The sequence below is a fragment of the Marinobacter sp. L-13 genome, assembly GCF_056857715.1.
Map to the genome: position 1 here is coordinate 14405 of NZ_JBSXNQ010000044.1, position 20273 is coordinate 34677.

The 20273-nt window shown below is 57.7% G+C and carries 19 protein-coding genes; 7 read left to right on the top strand and 12 right to left on the bottom strand.

Features of this window, described 5'->3' with window-relative positions:
- The first annotated feature begins 6 nt into the window (after positions 1-6).
- Entirely contained in the window at positions 7-261 is a 255-nt protein-coding gene (locus AC13DD_RS05650; RefSeq protein ID WP_014577843.1) for a GIY-YIG nuclease family protein, read from the top strand.
- Here AC13DD_RS05650 and AC13DD_RS05655 read toward each other — a convergent pair.
- Complete coding sequence (locus AC13DD_RS05655) at positions 239-1132, bottom strand: alpha/beta hydrolase (protein WP_092031043.1); 894 nt, start codon at positions 1130-1132, stop codon at positions 239-241. The genes AC13DD_RS05650 and AC13DD_RS05655 overlap by 23 nt on opposite strands.
- Positions 1133-1226: 94 nt before the next feature.
- Between AC13DD_RS05655 and AC13DD_RS05660 the strand changes: the two genes are divergently transcribed.
- Complete coding sequence (locus AC13DD_RS05660) at positions 1227-2234, top strand: alpha/beta hydrolase (RefSeq protein ID WP_008174039.1); 1008 nt, start codon at positions 1227-1229, stop codon at positions 2232-2234.
- A 38-nt stretch (positions 2235-2272) separates the two neighbouring features.
- A complete protein-coding gene (locus AC13DD_RS05665; RefSeq protein WP_008174041.1) occupies positions 2273-2929 on the top strand; it encodes a YiaD family glycine zipper/OmpA-like lipoprotein in 657 nt (218 codons plus the stop codon).
- Positions 2930-2995: 66 nt separating this feature from the next.
- Here the strand turns inward: AC13DD_RS05665 and serA are convergent, their stop codons facing one another.
- Positions 2996-4225, bottom strand: a complete 1230-nt coding sequence (serA, locus tag AC13DD_RS05670; protein WP_008174043.1) for a phosphoglycerate dehydrogenase — start codon at positions 4223-4225, stop codon at positions 2996-2998.
- A 190-nt stretch (positions 4226-4415) separates the two neighbouring features.
- Here serA and AC13DD_RS05675 point away from each other — a divergent pair, with 190 nt between their 5' ends.
- Complete coding sequence (locus tag AC13DD_RS05675) at positions 4416-5819, top strand: FAD-binding oxidoreductase (RefSeq protein ID WP_092031069.1); 1404 nt, start codon at positions 4416-4418, stop codon at positions 5817-5819.
- The gene (locus AC13DD_RS05680) at positions 5819-6496 is read left to right on the top strand and encodes an SIR2 family NAD-dependent protein deacylase (RefSeq protein ID WP_482930959.1); all 678 of its coding nucleotides are present in this window, start codon (positions 5819-5821) and stop codon (positions 6494-6496) included. The genes AC13DD_RS05675 and AC13DD_RS05680 overlap by 1 nt, the downstream gene beginning before the upstream one ends.
- A gap of 3 nt (positions 6497-6499) precedes the next feature.
- Here the strand turns inward: AC13DD_RS05680 and AC13DD_RS05685 are convergent, their stop codons facing one another.
- From AC13DD_RS05685 to AC13DD_RS05705, 5 genes are all read right to left on the bottom strand, one after another.
- Entirely contained in the window at positions 6500-7807 is a 1308-nt protein-coding gene (locus AC13DD_RS05685; protein WP_008174049.1) for an ABC1 kinase family protein, read from the bottom strand.
- 49 nt (positions 7808-7856) lie between these two features.
- A complete protein-coding gene (locus AC13DD_RS05690) occupies positions 7857-8519 on the bottom strand; it encodes a fumarylacetoacetate hydrolase family protein (protein WP_008174051.1) in 663 nt (220 codons plus the stop codon).
- A gap of 23 nt (positions 8520-8542) precedes the next feature.
- Positions 8543-9085: an adenine phosphoribosyltransferase gene (locus tag AC13DD_RS05695; protein ID WP_008174054.1), complete on the bottom strand. Its 543-nt coding sequence runs from the start codon at positions 9083-9085 to the stop codon at positions 8543-8545.
- Positions 9086-9115: 30 nt separating this feature from the next.
- The gene (locus tag AC13DD_RS05700) at positions 9116-10414 is read right to left on the bottom strand and encodes an NCS2 family permease (RefSeq protein ID WP_104269886.1); all 1299 of its coding nucleotides are present in this window, start codon (positions 10412-10414) and stop codon (positions 9116-9118) included.
- Between the two features lie 151 nt (positions 10415-10565).
- Positions 10566-11183, bottom strand: coding sequence for a trimeric intracellular cation channel family protein (locus tag AC13DD_RS05705; RefSeq protein WP_008174057.1), 618 nt, complete (start codon positions 11181-11183; stop codon positions 10566-10568).
- A 193-nt stretch (positions 11184-11376) separates the two neighbouring features.
- Between AC13DD_RS05705 and AC13DD_RS05710 the strand changes: the two genes are divergently transcribed.
- Together AC13DD_RS05710 and AC13DD_RS05715 are read left to right on the top strand one after the other, a co-directional pair.
- A complete protein-coding gene (locus AC13DD_RS05710) occupies positions 11377-11943 on the top strand; it encodes a BLUF domain-containing protein (RefSeq protein ID WP_008174059.1) in 567 nt (188 codons plus the stop codon).
- Positions 11944-12089: 146 nt separating this feature from the next.
- The gene (locus AC13DD_RS05715; RefSeq protein ID WP_482930960.1) at positions 12090-13070 is read left to right on the top strand and encodes an NADPH:quinone oxidoreductase family protein; all 981 of its coding nucleotides are present in this window, start codon (positions 12090-12092) and stop codon (positions 13068-13070) included.
- 347 nt (positions 13071-13417) lie between these two features.
- On the opposite strand, the gene AC13DD_RS05720 is transcribed toward AC13DD_RS05715, so the two are convergent.
- The 5 genes from AC13DD_RS05720 to atuD form a co-directional block, all read right to left on the bottom strand.
- Complete coding sequence (locus AC13DD_RS05720) at positions 13418-15244, bottom strand: long-chain-acyl-CoA synthetase (protein WP_104269888.1); 1827 nt, start codon at positions 15242-15244, stop codon at positions 13418-13420.
- A gap of 63 nt (positions 15245-15307) precedes the next feature.
- Entirely contained in the window at positions 15308-16135 is an 828-nt protein-coding gene (locus tag AC13DD_RS05725; RefSeq protein ID WP_008174063.1) for an SDR family oxidoreductase, read from the bottom strand.
- Positions 16132-18102, bottom strand: coding sequence for an acetyl/propionyl/methylcrotonyl-CoA carboxylase subunit alpha (locus AC13DD_RS05730; RefSeq protein WP_482930961.1), 1971 nt, complete (start codon positions 18100-18102; stop codon positions 16132-16134). Before AC13DD_RS05730 ends, AC13DD_RS05725 begins: the two co-directional genes overlap by 4 nt.
- 68 nt (positions 18103-18170) lie before the next feature.
- Positions 18171-18992, bottom strand: a complete 822-nt coding sequence (locus tag AC13DD_RS05735; protein ID WP_482930962.1) for an enoyl-CoA hydratase/isomerase family protein — start codon at positions 18990-18992, stop codon at positions 18171-18173.
- Between the two features lie 22 nt (positions 18993-19014).
- A complete protein-coding gene (gene atuD, locus AC13DD_RS05740; protein WP_014577830.1) occupies positions 19015-20175 on the bottom strand; it encodes a citronellyl-CoA dehydrogenase in 1161 nt (386 codons plus the stop codon).
- Positions 20176-20273: the final 98 nt, after the last annotated feature.

The following is a 20273-nucleotide window of genomic DNA, read 5'->3' on the forward strand; positions in this document are numbered from 1 at the left end:
GTCTACATGGTTCGAACCGCCAGAGGTTCGCTCTATACCGGCATAACCACTGACGTTGAGCGGCGGTTCAATGAACATCAGGGAGGCGCTCCCCGGGGGGCGCGTAGTCTGAGGGGGAAGGGGCCACTGGAACTGGTGTTCAGCGCGCCAGCCGGAGACAGAAGCCGGGCTTCACGGTTGGAGTGGCGCATCAAGCAATGGCCCCGGCCCAGGAAAGAGGCCCTGGCCCGGGGCGAGCTCAGTCTGCCAGATGACGTTTGATGTGTTCGCCTGCGGTTTCCAACGCGGCAGTGGCTCGATCCAGCTGACCACTGTGTACCTGGAAAACGTGCCAAAGACTGTTATAGACCTCAAGGCGGGTTTCCACATCGTTCCGGCTTGCGGCCTCGGCCAGCCGTTCGGCGTCGTTCAGCAGGATTTCCTGGCTGCCTACCTGGATCAACAGGGGTGGCAGGCCGCTTAAATCCCCGAAGATCGGCGAGATCAACGGGTTGGTAAGGGGTTCCTTTCCGGCGTAAAGCCTGGCGGCCTTGCTGGTCCAGCTGGCCTGAAGTACCGGCTCAATTTCCGGCGCATAAAGCTGCTCCTGAGTGAGGTCTATCCAGGGTGAAAACGCCGTCAGCGATGCCGGAAGCTGCAGGCCCTTATCGCGCAGTCGCATCGCCAGGGCAACAGAGAGCCCCCCGCCAGCGGAATCGCCGGCGACGGCAATCTGGTCCGGTTTCAGGCCAGCCTCCAGAAGCCCGTTCCAGCAGGCTTCGGCATCATCCAGCGCAGCGGGAAACGGAAACTCGGGCGCCAGCCGGTAATCCGGCGTAACGATGGCGCAGCCGGTTGTTTTCGCCAGATGCCCGGTTATGCCACGGTGGGTACTCGAGGACCCGATGATGTAGCCTCCGCCGTGGAGATAGAGAACGGCGCCCCGGGGATCATTGCCGAAGGTTGTCCGGGTTGCTGGCACTCCCCCAATGGTTATGTTCTCGAATTTCGCGCCTCTCGGTGGTGTCGAACTCCGATAAGCCTGGCGAACAATGCGTCGCTGAAGTGGCACCGGTACCGCCGGGTTGAGAACCGGTCTGACCAGCCGGTTCATGGTCTGGCGCAACGCACTCTCTAAAACGTGTTGCAACATCTGTGTCTTTCCCCTGCTATGGGTTAGGCCCGCTATAGGTTAGGATTGAAACCCCGAAATAGATAACTCATTCATGACAGGCGTTTAACTCTACGTGTACTGGAAAACGGATACCATAGAAATACCGGATTGGGACAGGCACTCGCTCCTGGACAGACTCGAACCCTTCGACCCGACCCGCTCGCGTGATCTTAGTGATGAAATGGTGGCCTATTGTCGTTTTTATGGGCTGGATCTCTGGGTGGAACATCCGGACGTTGCTTATCATCAGGGTTACGTCAAAGCCTGCGGTCATGAAGTCATGGTGCATTATTTCCGATTGCCGGACCAGTCAACAGAGCGTGGCACGGTGTTCATTCTGCACGGCTATTTCGACCACGTCGGGTTGTACAGTCAGTTGATCGATCGGTGCCTGGGAGCCGGGTTTGATGTGCTGGCCTACGATCAGCCCGGCCATGGCCTTTCCAGCGGCACGCCCGCAGCCATTGGCAGTTTTCTTGAGTATCAGGGCGTTCTGTCAGACGTGATGGCTCAGGTCAGGGACAAGTTGCGTCAGCCCTGGTTCGCGGTTGGGCAGAGCACCGGTGGAGCGATCCTGATTGATTATCTGTTGTCCAACCATCACAGCCAGCAAACCTCCGACTTCCGGAAAGTGGTGCTTCTGGCGCCCCTGGTGAGGCCGGCCGGCTGGTTGGGCGCAAAAATACTGCATAGCATGGTGAAGCCGTTTATTTCCCGCTGGCGCAGGGTATTTGCAGAGAACAGTGGCAACGGTCGTTTCCTCAGGTTCTTGCGGGAGTACGACCCGCTTCAGGCGAGGGCAGTGCATGTCGACTGGGTGAGTGCACTCCGAAAATGGGTCCCCCATATTGAATCTGCGCGGCCGGTCGACTTTCCGGTGACCGTCGTGCAAGGTGAGAAGGATCTGACAGTCGACTGGCAACACAATTTGCGTATTATCCGGAATAAATTTTCCTCGGTTGAGGAACGGAAAATCCCTGACGGACGTCATCATCTTGTGAACGAAGCTCAGGATTTGCAGGCAACCGTATTCAATACCATTATTGATACATTCACGAACTCGGCGGAAAAGACCCGTTAAACCGGGTTGGCTGAAGAAACCAGGCACAGGAGAAAGCTGTGAAGAAGATGATTCTTGTATTTATGGTGGCAACTTTCGGTCTCGGCGGTTGTATGACCTATGACCCCTACACCGGTGAAGAGAAAACTTCGAATGCGACCAAGGGAAGCATCATCGGCGCTATTGGCGGTGCGGCTATCGGTGCGGCAACCTCCAGCAAGAGTGACCGCGGAAAAGGTGCCCTGATTGGTGCGGCCAGCGGCGCGGCCATTGGCGGTGGCGTTGGTTACTACATGGACAAACAGGAAGCCGAGCTGCGTCGCAAGCTGGAGGGCACTGGTGTTCGCGTGGTGCGCAACGGCGATGAGATTGAACTGGTGATGCCAGGCAATATCACCTTTGATCTGAATGAATCGAGCATCAAGCCGTCATTCAGCGGAACACTGGAATCCGTGGCTCTGGTACTGAAGGAGTATGACAAGACCATCATCCAGATTGAGGGGCATACCGACAGCTCCGGCTCTGACAGCTACAACCAGCTGCTCAGTGAGCGTCGCGCCTCATCCGTGCGTGACTTCCTCCTGAACCAGGGTATTGAGCCGAAGCGTACCCGTGCTGTTGGCTACGGCGAACGCTACCCGGTTGCCTCAAATGATACCGCGGCCGGCCGTGAGCAGAACCGTCGTGTTGAGCTGACGCTGGTGCCCATGCAGTAAGCAGGGCGTTCGCAGCCATAAAAAAACCGGAGCACAGGCTCCGGTTTTTTTATATCTGGCCGTTAATCAGAACAGTACGCGGCAGCGAATGGTCCCTTTCACTTTGAGCAGCTTTTCCTGCGCCAGTTCGCCGTACTCTTTGTTCACGTCGACGACAACATAGCCGATGTCTTCCTTGGTCTGCAGATACTGGCCGCAAACGTTGATGCCATTCTCTGAAAACACCTGGTTGATCTCTGACATCACGCCGGGAACGTTCTCGTGGATATGCAGCAGACGGTGCTGATTGGGGTGTGACGGCAGAGCGACTTCCGGGAAGTTCACGGAAGAAACCGACGTGCCGTTGTCGCTGTACATGGCCAGTTTTTCTGCCACTTCCCGACCGATGTTTGCCTGGGCTTCGATGGTGGAGCCGCCAACATGCGGGGTCAGGATGACATTGTCGAACTCCCGCAGCGGAGAGACAAATTCCTCGTCGTTGGATTTGGGCTCAACCGGGAATACGTCAATGGCAGCACCCAGCAGTTTACCGCTGCCCAGAGCATCGGCCAGGGCGTCGATGTCCACCACGGTGCCGCGGGAGGCATTCATGAGAATGCTGCCGGGTTTCATCTGGGCGAACTGCTCGGCCTTGAACATGTACTTGGTGGCCGGGGTTTCCGGTACGTGCAGGCTGACCACATCGGCAATGTTGAGCAGCTCCTGGAGCGTACCTACCTGGGTGGCGTTGCCGATCGACAGTTTTGAGACGACATCGTAGAAGTACACATCCATGCCCAGGCCCTCGGCCAGGACGCTGAACTGGGTGCCGATGTTGCCGTAGCCGATAATGCCCAGTTTTTTGCCACGGATTTCATAGCTGTCCTTGGCGGATTTCAGCCACTCGCCGCGATGGGCCTTGGCGTTTTTCTCCGGGACACCGCGCAGGAGCAGAATGGCCTGGGCGAGAACGAGTTCCGCGACGCTCCGGGTGTTGGAGAAAGGCGCATTGAAAACGGCAATACCGCGCCGGGTGGCCGCCTGCAGATCCACCTGGTTGGTGCCAATACAGAAGCAACCCACAGCCACCAGCTTCTTGGCGGCCTCAAATACTTTCTCGGTCAGCTGGGTGCGGGAACGGATGCCGACGAAGTGCGCATCGGCAATCTTCTCGATCAGCTCTTCCTCGGCCAGCGAGTGAGACAGGTACTCAATGTTGGTATAGCCCGCAGCATTCAGCGTATCAATGGCAGATTGATGCACGCCTTCCAGCAGCAGGATACGGATTTTGCTCTTCTCAAGAGACGTATTTGACATGGGCTTGCTTCCGAACCTTTCGTCACGTGAAATGACCCGTGGCCAGTGATCGTCAGGGCTGGCTCACAGAACAGGGGCGGTATGATACCATAAACAAAGATTTTCACAGCGCGCCGGTTTGCCTGAATCAACTGTCTGTGATTCCTGTTGCAGGATGCTCCGGCCCAAACCTGACGAGACCGAAAAATTCATGAATTCTGAACAGATCATTGCTTCTCTCAAAGACCTGATGGCCACCGGCGACGCGCCCGGCAAGGTGCTGACCGACCCGGCAGATCTGGATACCTACGGCAAGGACTGGACCAAGATCTACCCGCCCAAGCCCCTGGCGATCGCGTTGCCCAAGACCACCGAGCAGGTGCAGGCGCTGGTGAAGTTCGCCAACGAGAATCAGGTGGCACTGGTGCCCTCTGGCGGCCGGACAGGTCTGAGTGGCGGTGCTGTGGCCGCCAATGGTGAGGTGGTTGTGGCGTTCGACAACATGAACCAGATTCTGGACTTCAATGCCAGCGACAGGACGGTTCGGTGTCAGGCCGGTGTTGTGACCGAGCAGTTGCAGAATTGTGCTGAAGACAACGGTCTTTACTATCCGGTTGATTTTGCCTCCGCCGGTTCCAGCCAGCTCGGTGGCAACCTCTCCACCAACGCCGGCGGTATCAAGGTAATTCGCTATGGTATGAGCCGGGACTGGGTTGCCGGCCTCAAGGTCGTGACCGGCAAGGGCGATATTCTGGATCTGAACAAGGATCTGGAGAAGAACAACACGGGTTACGATCTGCGTCATCTGTTTATCGGCGCTGAGGGCACACTGGGCTTTATTACCGAAGCCACCATGAAATTGTCCCGGAAGCCGGATAACCTGACGGTGCTGGTGCTGGGTCTGAATGACCTGACCAACACCATGGATGTGCTGCAGACTTTTCAGAAAAAGATTGATCTCACCGCCTACGAGTTTTTCTCCCATCAAGCCATGGGACACGTGCTGGCCCACGGTCAGGTTCAGGCGCCGTTTGAAACCGAGGCGCCGTATTATGCGCTGCTGGAGTTCGAATCTGTCTCCGATCAGGTGATGGACGATGCTATGGCTCTGTTTGAACAATGCGTGGAGAACGGGTGGGTGCTGGATGGCGTGATCAGCCAGAGCGAAACCCAGGCCCAGAACCTCTGGCAGCTGCGCGAGCGCATTTCCGAGTCCATCGCGCCCCGCACGCCCTACAAGAATGATATTTCCGTGGTCGTATCCAAGGTGCCGGGCTTCCTGCAGGAAATTGATGCCGTGGTCACCGAGCACTATCCGGATTTCGAGATTATCTGGTTCGGGCACATCGGCGATGGCAACTTGCACCTGAATATCCTCAAGCCAGAGGACATGGCCAACGAGGATTTCTTCGAGAAGTGCCAACAGGTCAACAAATGGGTGTTCGAGATTGTCGAGCGCTACCAGGGCAGCGTGTCTGCCGAGCACGGCGTGGGTATGACCAAGAAGCCGTATCTGCAGTACACCCGTAGCGAGGCAGAAATCGCTTACCTGAGGGGAATCAAGCAGGTATTCGATCCCAACGGAATCATGAACCCGGGTAAGATTTTCGACTGATGCAGGATCATATCGTAGTGCTGACAGGCGCGGGCATAAGCGCCGAAAGCGGTCTATCCACCTTCCGGGACAACGGTGGGTTGTGGGAGCAGCACAGCGTCTACGATGTGGCTACGCCCGAGGCGTTTACGCGCAATCAGGAGCTGGTGCTGCGGTTCTACAATGACCGACGCCGCCAGCTTGCCTCTGCCCAGCCGAACCGGGCCCATCAGCTGCTGGCGGAGCTTGAGCAGCGCTACCGGGTCACCGTGGTCACCCAGAACGTGGACGATCTTCACGAACGGGGTGGCGCGAGCAACGTCATTCACCTTCACGGAGAGCTTACCAAGGCGCGCAGTTCAAAATATCCGGAGCTGGTTTATGACATCGGTTATCGTGATATTAACCCTGGCGACACCTGCGACCGTGGCGCCCAGCTTCGTCCTCATATTGTCTGGTTTGGCGAGGAAGTGCCCATGCTGGACAAGGCTGCCGAAGTTGTCCGCACGGCCGATCACCTGCTGATCGTGGGAACGTCTCTGCAGGTATACCCGGCTGCAGGACTGGTTTACGAAGTGGACAAAAATGTCCCCATCACCGTGATTGACCCGGGCGAGCCGGCGTCAGTGTCACGGGCCCGGTTTATTCGCAAGGGTGCCGTCGAGGGTGTTGCCGAGTGGGTTGCCCATTACCTGTAGGGTTCAGGCTTTCAGGTACCTTTCCAGTTCTTCCCTGAACGCGGCCTGAACACCCAGCCGCTTCAGCATCCAGTAATGACCGGCAATCATCCGGTCGATAAAGATGCTTTCCACCGGCGGCTTGAAGTAGTCGAGGTATTTGAACACGGTGCTGGTTTTCTCGGCCACGCGCTTGTGGATGTCGGCTTCTGCGAAGTTATAGGGCACCTCCCGATCCTCAAAGGGCACCACCAGAATGTCCCGCCACATAGCGTAGTAGGCTTCATCCACGGCTGGCTGGCTTCCGACACGCGCGCCCAGGTCAATAAGATGACGGTCAAGCGCTTCGTAGTCTTCCTCGAGGGCAGAAACCAGGGCGTTGCGGTAGGCGGCGATGATTTCCGGTTTCAGCTTCTTTACGCAGCCGAAGTCGTACATGACGATGGAGCCATCAGGCCGGTAGGCGAAGTTGCCGGCGTGGGGATCGCCATGGATGCACTGGAAACGGAAAAGCTGGTCCGCCATGAGCATGAAGATCCGGTGACCTATCAGGTTGATGGTGTCCTGGTCGTACCGGTCTCTCGTAACCTTGCTGACGTGATCTCCCTCAACCAGTTCCATCGTCAGGACACGTCGGGTTGAGTGGCTCTTCGCCACGGAAGGGATGAGCACCCAGGGCTGATCCTTGTGAAACTCCCGAAAGAGTTCGATATTTCGTGCTTCGTTCTCGTAATCCAGTTCTTCTTTCAGTCGCTCCCGGATTTCGGCGAACAGCCGGTCGACCGACTCCTTGGGCATTTTCAGCAGGCCGCCCAATCTCAGTGCCATGCGCAGTTGTTTGAGATCTGAATCGCAGGATTCGTCCACGCCGGGGTACTGGATTTTCACAATGACATCGGTGCCATCGTGGAGTCTGGCGCGATGCACCTGGCCGATGGAAGCCGCAGCGTAGGGTGTCTCCTGCAGGTACTCGAAAAGCTCGGAGACCGGTTTGCCCAGTTCCGATTCGATCTGCCCCACGATGACTTCAAAAGGCATGGGCGGGGCTTCTTTCTGAAGCTTCTCGAGCGCGTCCGAGAATTCCTTGGGCAGAAAGTCCTGGGTCTGGGAAGCGATTTGCCCGACTTTCATGACCGCCCCTTTCAGCTCGCCCAGGGTATCGGCGATCTGGTCGGCCATGCGTGTGTAGCTTTCGCTCTGCGCGCCCTCGTCATTTTCTGAGCGGAACAGGCGGCGCGCACGCTGGCCGGCATATTGCCCTGCCACAGAGGCAGTCATGCCAGCGAGTTTGAAGAAGCGACCACGTCGGGAGGTTACCGGTTTCTTTGCCATAAACAGATGTACGCCTTTGACCGGATTTGGGTTTAGCCGGCCCTGCACGTTAAACCACTTTGGTCTCCACGAACAGCAGGTCTTCCAGTTCAAGCGACAGGGTCTGGCCAGAAACCAGCGGGCCCACGCCTTTTGGTGTTCCTGTCAGCACCACATCGCCGGGCAGCAGAGTGAACTGGCTGCTGATGTGAGCGATCAGGGGAATAATGGGGTTGAGCATATCGCCGGTATCGCCGGTTTGCTGGCGGTTGCCATCAATGTCCATTGTGAAGTGAATGGGGGCATCGGGAAACTTATCGGCCGCGACAAACGGCGAAAGCGGACAGGCACCATCGAACCCCTTCGCTCTTTCCCATGGCTGGCCCTTTTCTTTGAGTTTGCCCTGGAGATCCCGCAGAGTCAGGTCCAGTGCCAGACCGTAGCCCAGTATCGCGGATTTGGCTTCGCTGGCTGAAGCCCGGGTCAAGGGTCGACCGATCAGAACCGCCAGTTCGGTCTCGAAGTGAACCGCCCCCTGGTCTCTTGGAAAATCCAGGGGACGGGTGATATGCACCGCCGAGGTTGCGGGTTTGATGAACAGCAGCGGTTCATCCGGCACCGGGTTATTGAGCTCCCGGGCATGCTCGGCGTAGTTGCGACCAATGCAGACGATCTTTCCCAGTGGCAGATGGACGGGTGTGCCATCCTTCCAGTGGTGTTGGTAATCCGGCATGGTCGCCTCCTGATTGCTGTTGATTATTCCCCTTCAAACGAGCAAACAGTATAAACCTGAAGGCCTTCGTCCTGCAGCTTGCGGGAGCCGCCGAGATCGGGCAGATCAATCATGGCTGCCACTTCCACAATTTCCGCGCCAATCCTGCGGATCAGACGGGTCGCGGCGAGCATCGTGCCGCCAGTGGCAATCAGATCATCTACCAGAACCACGTTGTCGCCCGGCTTGAAAGCGTCCTTGTGCAGCTCCACGGAGGCGGTACCGTATTCAAGCTCGTAGTCCTCCACCAGCGTATCGAACGGAAGCTTGCCTTTCTTGCGTACCAGTACCAGGGAGGCGTTGAGCTCATAGGCCAGTGCCGAGCCAATGATAAAGCCGCGCGCATCCACCGCTGCCACGGCATCAATCTTGTGTCCGTGGTAGCGGTGTACGAAGGCATCAATCAGTTTACGGAAGGCAGTCTTGTCCTGCAGTACCGTGGTTATATCGCGAAAGGCCACGCCCGGCTTTGGCCAGTCCGGGACCGTGCGAATGGCCTTTTTGATGCTTTCAGAAAAATAATCCATAAACGTTCCGGTTAATGCCCTGGAAGTGGATCAGGCCGCATCCAGGAAAATGAATTTCAGAACAAACACAACCGCAATGATAACAACACTGGCGTTCAGATCTGCCCAGCGGCCACTGAGTGCCTTCAGAATGGCGTAGGTGATGAATCCCAGGGCGATGCCGTTGGCAATGGAGAAGGTCAAAGGCATCATCAGGGCGGTGACAACAGCCGGGGCTGCATCAGTGACATCCTCCCAATCAATCAGTTTGAGGCCGCTGGCCATCAGAACCGCCACGTAAAGCAGTGCCGGTGCGGTGGCGTAGGCAGGGATGATGCTGGCAATCGGTGACAGCAGCAAACAAGCAAGAAACAGCACGGCAACCACGACAGCGGTCAGGCCGGTTCGGCCGCCGGCGGAGATGCCCGCGGTGGATTCGATGTAGCTGGTGGTGGTTGAGGTACCGAGGGCAGCACCGGACATGGTCGCAACCGAGTCCGACATCAGGGCCCGGCCAAGGCGCGGCAGTTTGCCGTCCTTGTCGAGGAGACCACCGCGCTGTGCGGCGCCGATCAGGGTGCCGGATGTATCAAACAGATCGACGAACAGAAACGCAAAGATCACGCTGATCATGCCGATATTCAGGGCGCCCGCCAGGTCCAGCTGCATGAACGTCGGCGCTATGCTCGGGGGTGCTGAAACCAGACCGTTGTACTCCACCATTCCCAGAGCCATGGCTACGCCGGTAACCGCAATAATACCAATCATGACGGCGCCGGTTACCTGGCGGAAGGACAGTGCGCAAATCAGCACGAAGCCGCCGAAAAACAGCAGGCTCTCTGCCACTTTCACTTCGCCCAGCCCCACAAGCGTGGCGGGGTGATCCACAACAATGCCGGCATTCTTCAGGGCGATCAGGGCCAGGAAGAAGCCAATGCCCGCGGAGATGCCGAAGCGCAGGGACATGGGAATGCTGTTGATGATCCATTCCCGCACCTTGAAGATGCTCAGCAGGAAGAACAGGAAGCCGGAGATGAACACCGCTCCGAGCGCTATTTGCCAGCTGTAGCCCATGCTGCCGACGACCGTGAAGGAGAAAAAGGCGTTTAGCCCCATGCCTGGTGCCATGGCGATCGGGTAATTGGCCCACAGCCCCATGATCAGGGTGCCGATCACGGCTGCAAGACAGGTCGCAACAAAGACAGCCCCGAAATCCATGCCGGTCGATGACAGGATGCTCGGGTTGACCACGATGATGTACGCCATGGTCAGGAAGGTGGTAATGCCCGCAACCACTTCTTTACGAACAGTGGTGCCGTGGGCCTGGAGTTGGAACAGTCGTTCAAGCATGACGGGTGTCTGCCTCACAGGATGCTGAAAGTTTGTGTTTGGGGGTCTGGTCTGGACGGAATTCTTGAATTGCGTGAAAAAACGGCAATATTACCGGCTCAGCCTCCTGAGGCCAAGGGATGATTGACAGTTCGTCAAAGCGAATGTGGCGTTAGTTGCTGTGAGAGTCACGCTGGAGCCGGATATCGAAGCGGACCGCCAGCATCCGCACGATGACGATAAAAAGCAGGCCAATGGTCAGCGGCAGGACCTCGTTGTCGAGGAACCACTGGCAGACAAAGTACAGCCAGCATCCGGCGAATGAGATCGAGGCGTAGATCTGGTCTTTGCGAAAGATATAGGGGACCTCGTTACAGAGGGTGTCCCGCAGGGCGCCGCCAAAGGTGCCCGTCATCACTCCTAGCAGGGACGCGACAAACCAGGAATGTCCCAGATCCAGGGCCAGTTGGGCGCCAAGGATGGAAAAAACGCCGAGTCCGATGGCGTCGGGGAACACAATTCTTGACTCCCGCAGCCGCTCTGCTTTTTTCCAATAGCTGAAGACAACCGCCATGGCCAGAATCAGCATCGGTTGCTCTTCGTGCTTGATCCAGTAAAGAGGGTGGTTGTCCATGATCAGATCGCGCAGGGTGCCACCACCGAGTGCCGTGATGAAGCCGATGGTAAATACGCCCACAGGATCCATATTTTTGGAGCGCGCCACGATCATGCCGGAAATCGCAAACGCGACGATTCCAACCATTTCAAGCACGTAGATGATGTCGATCATGGGGAGCCCCGAGATAGGCCAGGAGTGGCCGGATGCCTAAAGTCAAAGCGCGCAGGATAGCGAAAAAGCGGATGGCTTTCACCTGAGGCCAGATAGGTGTTAGAAAGCGCGGGCCTCCGGACTGTGATCCATAGCGACAGTTCTGAACGTATCTTGCACTCAACTTACCTGTATCCTGTTGTACGGAGTTGCTATGTCCCTGATGCGTCTGGCCTATGCCAGTGAAGCCACGTTCGAAGCCAAACCGGTGGAAAAGGGTGTTGAACCCCACGTTGCACGAATTCTGATGACCTCCCGTAAGAACAATGCCAAAGACCAGTTGGTCGGTGGCCTCTACTACGGAAACGACCGGTTTTTCCAGTATCTGGAAGGTGAAGAGGACGCCGTCCGTCGCACGTATGACAGGATCCTGAAGGATGACCGCCACCGCAACATCGTCACCTTGATAGAAGAGCCCCTCAAGAGCCGAACGTTCAGTAACTGGTCCATGAAATACGTGCCGCTTTCGAGGGACGTTCGGGCATTTCTGGATGATCAGGGACTTGAATCCTTTGATCCGGCCGCGTTCACCTCTGAACAGTGTGAGAAAATGATCGAGCTCGTTCGCAACTCCAGCCAGGAACAGAATCTGTCTACCCGTGATGATCCTAAATCTGTCGGCGACGCGCCTCAGGTGCTGTCCTCAGGAATGAAAACTGGCCTGATTGTGGCCGGGGTGGTTCTGGTTGGCGCTCTCGTGATCGGCGGGACCATGCTCTGAATGGACTCGCTCTGAGAAATAAGCGCCGCTTATGCGCTTAGATAAAAGAACTTTATTTGCTTCATGTTAAGACTCTGTTTAGCTTGACGGATAACAATCACAGGCGCCTGTCGCCTGGAATCCGATCAAACAAAAACGGAGCACTCATGAAAGCCATCCTCTGCAAGGAATATGGTCCGGCCGAGAAGCTGGTCATCGAAGAAGTTCCCAGCCCCGAAGTGAAAGGCCGCGGTGTCAAAGTGCGCGTTAAAGCCGCCGGCCTGAATTTTCCGGACACCCTCATCATCGAGAACAAATATCAGTTGAAGCCAAGCCTGCCTTTTTCCCCGGGTGGCGAAATGGCGGGTGAGGTTATCGAGGTTGGCGACAAGGTAACCCGCTTCAAGGTAGGCGACCGTGTTGCTGGGCTGACAGGTTATGGCGCCTTTGCCGAAGAAGTCATCGTGCCGGAGCAGAATCTTCTCCCCGTCCCCGATGGCATGTCCGACGAGAAGGCAGCGGCCTTCACCATGGTTTATGGAACTTCCTATTATGCCCTCAAGCAGCGCGGCAACCTTCAGCCTGGCGAATCGCTTCTGGTTCTGGGCGCCAGTGGTGGCGTGGGCCTGGCAACGGTTGAGCTCGGCAAGGCCATGGGCGCGAAGGTTATTGCAGCCGCCAGTTCCGCGGAAAAGCTAGCGGTTGCCAAGGAAGCAGGCGCCGATGAGCTGATCAATTACGCAGAAGAGCCTCTTAAAGACGCGGTGAAGAAGCTCACTCACAGCAAAGGCGTGGATGTCATCTACGACCCCGTCGGCGGTGACTTCACCGAACAGGCCCTCCGCGCCATGGGCTGGAATGGCCGCCATCTGATCATCGGCTTCGCCGCCGGCGAGATCCCGAAAATCCCGGCAAATTTGACGCTTCTGAAAGGTTGTTCCGTTGTTGGCGTATTCTGGGGCAGTTTCACACAACGCGAGCCGGAGGCCAGTGCCCAGAACATGATGGAGCTGATGAAGCTCTATGCCGAGGGCAAGATTGATCCGAAGATCAGTGCCGTCTATGACTTCGAGGATTACGCCTCTGCCCTTGGAGCCCTTACTGAACGCAAAGCGACTGGCAAGGTTGTGCTTAAAGTCGGCTCCTGAGTTTTATCGAAGCCTGAAAGCTTTGGGAGGTTGCCGGTTGGAAGCACCTCCCAAAAACCGCTACGAGCACATCCATGTGCGCTTGGCGTCGGCCATCCATGGCCGCCGACATTTTTGGGAAGTGCTTCCAACCGGCAACTTCTGGAATCAGTGGTATCTCTGAATATCGAGACTATAACGCAACAGCCCGATGGTGAGGGTGGGTGCCTCCTCCCAAAAATGTAGAGGGCCATGGACGGCCCGAAACAAGCGCACACGGACGTGCTTGTAGCGGTTTTTGGGAGGAGGTGCCCACCCTCACCAATCCGCTAATCCATAAGGCTAGGGCCCAGACAAAAGGCCAATCATCAAAACCGGACCGAAGCCGAGTCAATCTCCGAAACCAGCTCTCGCGTCAGCAAGGTATACCCATCAGTCCTGGGCAGCCAGGCATAGACCTCCTCCCCATTCCGAAGCGAATAGCCCAGCTTCTGGATATCCACCTTCCGGTACTTGAACGTCCCCGTTTTCTCGATGGCGTGGGTTACCCGTACGAATACCGGAACTGCATAGGTCGGCAGATTGTCCCTCAGATAGGCGAACAAACTGTTCACGTCGAACTCTCCGCCATTGCTGTGGGGAACCAGGGTCACCATGCCGGCCTTGCCGTTGGTGCCCGGAATCTCGACGCCGTAGACGATGGCTTCCTCGACCATCCCCGAGCCGTCGATGATGTTTTCCACTTCCGTTGTTGAGACGTTTTCGCCCTTCCAGCGGTAGGTATCGCCCATACGGTCGACGAACTGCAGGTGGCCGCACCCGATCTCCTTCAGGACATCGCCAGTGTTGAACCAGGCGTCGTCCTTCTTGAAAGCGTTGCGGAGGATCGATTTTTCCGTGGCCTCTTTCTGGGTGTAACCCTCGAACGACCATTTCTTGGTGATCTCGCCGATCAAGAGGCCGGGCTCGCCTTTAGCCACTTCCTGCATGAAGCCTTTTTCGTTACGAATTGGATCCCGTGTGCCGTCGTGGAATTTCACCAGCTTGTAGGGGGCGGTGGAAAAGCCCACGGTGTTGTCCATGTTGAAGAAGTTGCTGAAGCCGATGTTGCCTTCGCTGGAGGCGTAGAGCTCTGCGACTGTCTCTATCCCGAAGCGCTCCTTGAATTCCTTCCAGATGGACGGGCGGAGGCCGTTGCCGATCATTTTGGTGAGGCTATGGTTCCGGTCCTGTTCGCTGGGTGGCTGGTTCAGCAGGTAGCGGCAGAGTTCGCCGACGTAGCCGAAGGTGGTGGCGTGGTAATAGCGAACGTCGTCCCAGAAGGCGCTGGCGGAGAATTTGCGGCGCAGGGCAATGGCGGAGCCGCCGGCCAGGACTGAGCCCCAGCAGACCAGCAGTGCGGTGCCGTGATAAAGGGGGAGCGTGCAGTAAAGAACGTCCTCCGGCTTCATGGCAAGAGACATCAGGCCAAACCCGCCGTAGGCCATTATGAATTTGCGGTGTGAGCCCGGGGCGGCCTTGGGCAGGCCGGTGGTGCCGGAGGTGAACAGGTAGATGGCGGTATCGCCCATTTTCGGCGCATCGCTGAGAACCGGGGCGTCGCTGTTGAAGGTGCTGACCTGCTCGGCCATGTTGGCGTAACCGGTTGGTGCGTCCCCAAAGGCGTTCAGCGTGTTGGTGTCTGCCAGAAACTGGAATGGCTGGGGATGGGCGGTCTTGAGATCTGTTCTTATGCCGTCGAACGCCTCGACCAGTTCCTCGCCAACCACCATCATTTTGGGCTCGATCAGGTTGATGCTGTGTTCGAGTACCTTGCCTCTCTGGGAGGTATTGAGCATGGCGCAGGCAACGCCGAGTTTGGCTGCGCCGGCTACCACGGCCAGCAATTCGGGGCGGTTTTCAAGGAAGATCGCAATGGCATCCCCTTTGGCAAGCCCCTGGTCCTGCAGGTAGCGGGCAATGCGGTTGGCCCAGCCATCCAATTCGCTCCATGTGATCGAGCGGTCTTCAAACAGAATGGCGGGCCGGCTTCCCAGGTTCCGGGCATTGCTTTCGATAAGAGTGCCGAGCGTAAGCTCACGGTTCTCGTTTTTCAGGGCATAGTAATACAGCCCCCGGGTTATGGCCGGCAAGCGCCGGAATATTCCGGGCAGGCTGCGGGCAATGTCCAGTGCGGATACGTTGTCTTGGCTCATGGTGTTTCCATTGGTCCCTTTTATTGTGTGGACGTTGAACCCGGAACAACGCATGCCTCGGGTTCAGTCCAGAAACAGGTCCGGCATCAGGGGCTTATCGCCCGGCTCATACCGGTAATGCTCGAAGTCGGTGATACCGTCCTGCCGTAGCAGGTCCTCGTCGATCAGGGTCTGACCAGTCATAGTCTCAGACGACCGGTTGAGGATGCTGACAGCAGCATCGGCCATGATGTCCGGCTTCCTGCCCTGGGCCATCATCTGGGGCCCGCCAACCTCAAATTCGATGGCTGCCGTGGCAATCAGCGTTTTTGGCCACAGCGTGTTAACCGCAATGCCGTACCGCCTGAACTCCTCCGCCATGCCCAGGCTCAGCATGGTCATGGCGTATTTTGTGGTGGTATAGGGGCCATATTGGGCGAACCACCGGGTATTCAGATTCAGAGGCGGCGACAGGCTCAGGATGTGAGCCCGGTCTGACTGTTTCAGCCAGGGCAGTGCGGCCTGGCTGCAGGCCATGACGGCCCGGGCATTGACCTGATGCATCAGGTCGTACCGGCTGACCTTGAGGTTTTCCACACCGGTTAGCCGAATGGCGCCTGCGTTGTTTACCAGTGCGTCGATGCCGCCAAAATGCTCGCCGGCCTCATCAATGCGCTGGCGGATCTGCTTTTCATCCCGGACATCCAGAACCAGCGGTAGCGCTTTGCCTCCAGCATCCCGAACTTCCTCTGCCACCGTATGGATCGTGCCTGGCAGCTTCGGATGAGGCGTGTCTGATTTGGCGGCAATCACTACGTTCGCGCCCTGACGGGCGGCGGCGAGGGCGATGGCCCGGCCGATGCCACGGCTGGCGCCGGTGATAAAAACGGTACGATCACGCATGGTACTCATGCCTCGTTCTCCTGTTCGGCCGTCTCGTTGGCGGTTATCTGGACCAGTAACTGACTGCGTTTCACCTGGTCGCCCTTGCTCGCAAGAATCTCGGCGACTCTGCCGTCCCGGTCTGCTTTTACCGGATGCTCCATCTTCATGGCTTCCAGTATCACCAGCGTATCGCCCTGGTGAACGCTCTGACCAGCCTCAACCAACACATCAATGATGGCGCCATCCATGGTCGCCTGGATGCGACCGCTGCCCGCGCCGCCAGCAGTCCTGGCTGGTTGGTGGGTAACATCGCGCACCGACCAGGATTGCCCGAACGCCTGCAAATATAGGGAATCGCCCTGGCGGTGATATTGGCAGGCCTGACGAACGCCGTTGTCGATAATGCACAAATGGCCATCCCTCTGGCTTTCAAGTACCAGGGAATGCCGGGTTTCGCCCATACTCACAGACAGCCGGCTGCCGTTGCGGGTCACCAGTAGCTCGACAGTGGTGTCGCCGGTTTCCAGCTTGATGGGCGTCATGGTGGCCGGCGCATTGCTCCAGGCGCTCTGGCCCGAAATGCCATGGTCGAGCACGCAGGCGGCCAGGGCCAACTGGCGAATGGTAAGGTTTTGCGGCTTAAGGGACGGATCGTCCTTGAAGGCCTGCTGCAGGAAGGCCGTGGTCGCCCCGCCGGCCCCGAAAGTTTCGTCTGCGATAATCCGGCTCAGGAAATGGCGGTTGGTGGTCACACCGAACACGGTCGTGTCCTCAAGCGAGCGGATCAGCCGCCGGCGGGCTTCATCTCGGTTTTGGCCCCAGGCAATTACTTTAGCCAGCATGGGGTCGTAGTGGGGAGTGATAGCATCTCCAGATCGTACCCCGGTATCAAACCGTAAACCTTCGCCTTCGGCTGGTTCAAAGGCGTATAGCGATCCGGTCTGGGGTGTGAATCCGTGGGCAGGGTCCTCTGCATAGAGTCGAACCTCAATGGCATGGCCATTCAGGTGAATATCGTCCTGGCTGAGCGGCAGCGGCCGTCCCTCAGCCACGTTGAGCTGCCAGGCGACCAGGTCCTGGCCGGTAATGAGTTCGGTGACCGGATGCTCTACCTGCAAGCGGGTGTTCATTTCCAGAAAGTAGAAGCTTCGGTGCTTGTCGACCAGGAACTCGACGGTGCCGGCGCCTTCGTAGTTGCAGGCCAGAGCCGCTTTGACTGCAGCCTCACCCATGGCCTGTCGTAGTTCCGGCGTGACAAAGGGGGAGGGTGCTTCTTCCACTACTTTCTGGTGTCGGCGCTGTACTGAGCAGTCCCGTTCGCCGAGGTAGACCGCATTGCCGTGGCGATCCGCAAACACCTGGATTTCCACGTGGCGGGGCTCAATCACGGCTTTTTCCAGGATCAGTTCGTCGTCGCCGAAGGCCTGTTTTGATTCGGAACGGGCCCGTTTGATGTTGTCGGCCAGTTCGGATTCACTCTCAACCAGGCGCATGCCGCGGCCACCACCGCCGGCAGAGGCTTTGATCATGAGGGGGTAGCCGATGTCTTTGGCGGAGGCGATCAGTTCGTCGTCGTTGGCGTTGTCGCCTTCATAGCCAGGCACCACTGGCACGCCGGCTTCCTGCATGGCAATTTTGGATCGGCGCTTGCTGCCCATGAGTTCGATGGCCGAGGCGGGAGGGCCAACAAACACCAGGCCGGCGTCTTTGCAGGCGTTGGCGAAGGCGGCATTCTCGGAGAGGAAGCCGTAACCCGGGTGGATGCAGTCGGCGCCGGTTTTGCGGGCGGCTTCAAGAATTGCATCGCTGTTCAGGTAGGAGGCGGATACCTGTGCCGGGCCAATGCAGACGGCCTCGTCGGCGAGTTCCACGTGCATGGCCCTGGCGTCGGCCTCTGAGTAGACGGCCACGGTGCGGTAACCCAGGGCTTTCGCGGTACGGATCACCCGGACTGCGATTTCGCCTCGGTTGGCTATTAACAGTTTTTTTAGCATGTTCTTGTTTTCCCCTGTGGAGTTCGCCGCGAGGCCGGAAGCCGTCTGGCTTCCAACCTCGCTCCGCATCATTCGGATTCGCCTGCCCAGGCTGGTGGACGTTTTTGCATGAAGGCCATGGTGCCCTCCGTTCCTTCGCTTCCCCGGATGGCTTCCGCAAATTTTTCAGCCGCGCTGTCCAGCAAACCGCTCATGGGTTCATGGCCAACCCTGTGTAGCAACGCTTTGGTTTCTGCCGTGGCAACCGGTGCGCAGTGGCGGACACGATCCAGAGCGCTTGTCAGCATCTCTTCCAGTTCATCCTCTGAAGAAGCCGCCTGGTGAACGATGCCAAGACTGCATGCTTCGTTCGCATCGATTCTCAAACCGAGCAGGGCCAGCCGCCGGGCCTGAGTGAGGCCGATTCGTTCAACCACAAACGGCGCAATCTGGGCTGGAATCACGCCGAGGGAGGTTTCCGGCATGCCGAACTTGGCGCTCGGCCCGGCGATGGCGACGTCGGAAACGCAGGCCAAACCGAATCCACCGCCCATGACGGCGCCTTCGGTGATCGCGATGACCACTTTCGAGGATTCGTTGACCTGTTGAATCATCTGACCGAAAGCGCGGTTCAGACGATAGAACGGGTCCGCCTCACCCTCGGCCGCTTTCTGGCCGCGGGCTCCGGCCATGTCTTTGATATCACCACCGGCGCAGAAGTGCCCACCGACGCCCCGGATGACGACGGCGCGAATGTGCAGGTCGTTTTCAATCTGGGTGAACACCGCGGACAGTTCCGCCACCATCTCGAGGCTCATGGCGTTGCGCACGTCTGGTCGGTTGATGGTGATAAACAGGGTGGGGCCCTGTTTTTCCAGAATCAGTGTTTCGCAATGTGGTACCTGGCCCATAAATGACTCCACCGTCCGTTTCCTAGTCGCGTTTCTTGCCCGGAAGGGTTCCCATCATCTTGCAGATAATCCCGAGCATGATTTCGTCGGCACCACCGCCAATAGACACCAGTCGAACATCCCGGTGCGCGCGGGAAATCGGGTTATCCCACATGTAACCGTTACCGCCCCAGTACTGCAGGCAGCTGTCTGTGACCTCACGCCCAAGACGTCCGGCCTTGAGTTTGGCCATGGAGGCCAGGCGGGTGACATCCTTGCCTTCAACGTGCAGCTCGCAGGCCTGGTAGGTGAGGGCGCGCAGGGCCTCGACTTCGGTTTGCAGTTCGGCCAGGCGGAAGTGGATTACCTGGTTGTCGATCAGCGGCTGGCCGAAGGTCTTCCGCTCGCGACAGTACTCGATGGTCTTGGTGATGCAGTTTTCCAGCGCCTTGATCACGTTCGCCGCACCCCAGATTCGCTCCTCCTGGAACTGCAGCATCTGCATCATGAAACCGGTGCCCTCGGCGCCGATCCGGTAGCGCTGTGGCACACGGACGTCGTCAAAAAAGATCTGGGCGGTTTCGGAAGAGCGCATGCCGAGCTTGTTCAGGTGCGGGCTGAAGGAGATGCCCGGCGTTTTCGTGGGCACGATGATCAAAGACTTGTTCTTGTGGGGCTTGTCGTCCGAGGTGTTGGCCAGCAGGCAGATAAAATCCGATTTGGGGCTGTTGGTGATCCACATCTTGGAGCCGTTGATGATGTAGTCGTCGCCGTCTTTCCTGGCGGTGGTTTTCATCCCCGCCACATCCGAACCTGCGCCAACTTCACTGACGCCAATACATCCCACCATGTCGCCGGCAATGGCCGGCGCGAGGAAACTGCGTTTCAGTTCATCAGATCCAAACCGGGAAATGGCCGGGGTACACATATCGGTCTGAACCCCGATGGCCAGCGGCACACCACCACAATGGGCCATGCCAAGCTCTTCCGCAGCCACGAGGTTGTAGCTGTAATCCAGCCCCATACCGCCGTATTCTTCGGGCTTCTGGATACCCAGGATGCCGAGGTTTCCGAGCTTTTTGAACAGTTCATGAATCGGGAATTCCCCGGCGGCTTCCCATTCGTCGCAATGGGGGTTGATTTCCTTCTCCACGAAATCGCGGACGGTTTTTCTGAGGGCTTCGTGTTCGGCTGTGAATTTCACGTTCTTGTTCTCCTGGATGTTAGTTCGTGCCTTCTGTTTGCTGGTGCACGTTCACTAGCTTGGGTGGCGGCTGTGTGGGATCGGTTTCAGAAAACCGC

Coding starts and splice junctions, on each gene's coding strand:
- AC13DD_RS05650 (WP_014577843.1), top strand. CDS start 7: ATGGTTCGAACCGCCAGAGGTTCGCTCTATACCGGCATAACCACTGAC.
- AC13DD_RS05655 (WP_092031043.1), bottom strand. CDS start 1,132: ATGTTGCAACACGTTTTAGAGAGTGCGTTGCGCCAGACCATGAACCGG.
- serA (WP_008174043.1), bottom strand. CDS start 4,225: ATGTCAAATACGTCTCTTGAGAAGAGCAAAATCCGTATCCTGCTGCTG.
- AC13DD_RS05675 (WP_092031069.1), top strand. CDS start 4,416: ATGAATTCTGAACAGATCATTGCTTCTCTCAAAGACCTGATGGCCACC.
- AC13DD_RS05680 (WP_482930959.1), top strand. CDS start 5,819: ATGCAGGATCATATCGTAGTGCTGACAGGCGCGGGCATAAGCGCCGAA.
- AC13DD_RS05685 (WP_008174049.1), bottom strand. CDS start 7,807: ATGGCAAAGAAACCGGTAACCTCCCGACGTGGTCGCTTCTTCAAACTC.
- AC13DD_RS05690 (WP_008174051.1), bottom strand. CDS start 8,519: ATGCCGGATTACCAACACCACTGGAAGGATGGCACACCCGTCCATCTG.
- AC13DD_RS05695 (WP_008174054.1), bottom strand. CDS start 9,085: ATGGATTATTTTTCTGAAAGCATCAAAAAGGCCATTCGCACGGTCCCG.
- AC13DD_RS05700 (WP_104269886.1), bottom strand. CDS start 10,414: ATGCTTGAACGACTGTTCCAACTCCAGGCCCACGGCACCACTGTTCGT.
- AC13DD_RS05705 (WP_008174057.1), bottom strand. CDS start 11,183: ATGATCGACATCATCTACGTGCTTGAAATGGTTGGAATCGTCGCGTTT.
- AC13DD_RS05710 (WP_008174059.1), top strand. CDS start 11,377: ATGTCCCTGATGCGTCTGGCCTATGCCAGTGAAGCCACGTTCGAAGCC.
- AC13DD_RS05715 (WP_482930960.1), top strand. CDS start 12,090: ATGAAAGCCATCCTCTGCAAGGAATATGGTCCGGCCGAGAAGCTGGTC.
- AC13DD_RS05720 (WP_104269888.1), bottom strand. CDS start 15,244: ATGAGCCAAGACAACGTATCCGCACTGGACATTGCCCGCAGCCTGCCC.
- AC13DD_RS05725 (WP_008174063.1), bottom strand. CDS start 16,135: ATGAGTACCATGCGTGATCGTACCGTTTTTATCACCGGCGCCAGCCGT.
- AC13DD_RS05730 (WP_482930961.1), bottom strand. CDS start 18,102: ATGCTAAAAAAACTGTTAATAGCCAACCGAGGCGAAATCGCAGTCCGG.
- AC13DD_RS05735 (WP_482930962.1), bottom strand. CDS start 18,992: ATGGGCCAGGTACCACATTGCGAAACACTGATTCTGGAAAAACAGGGC.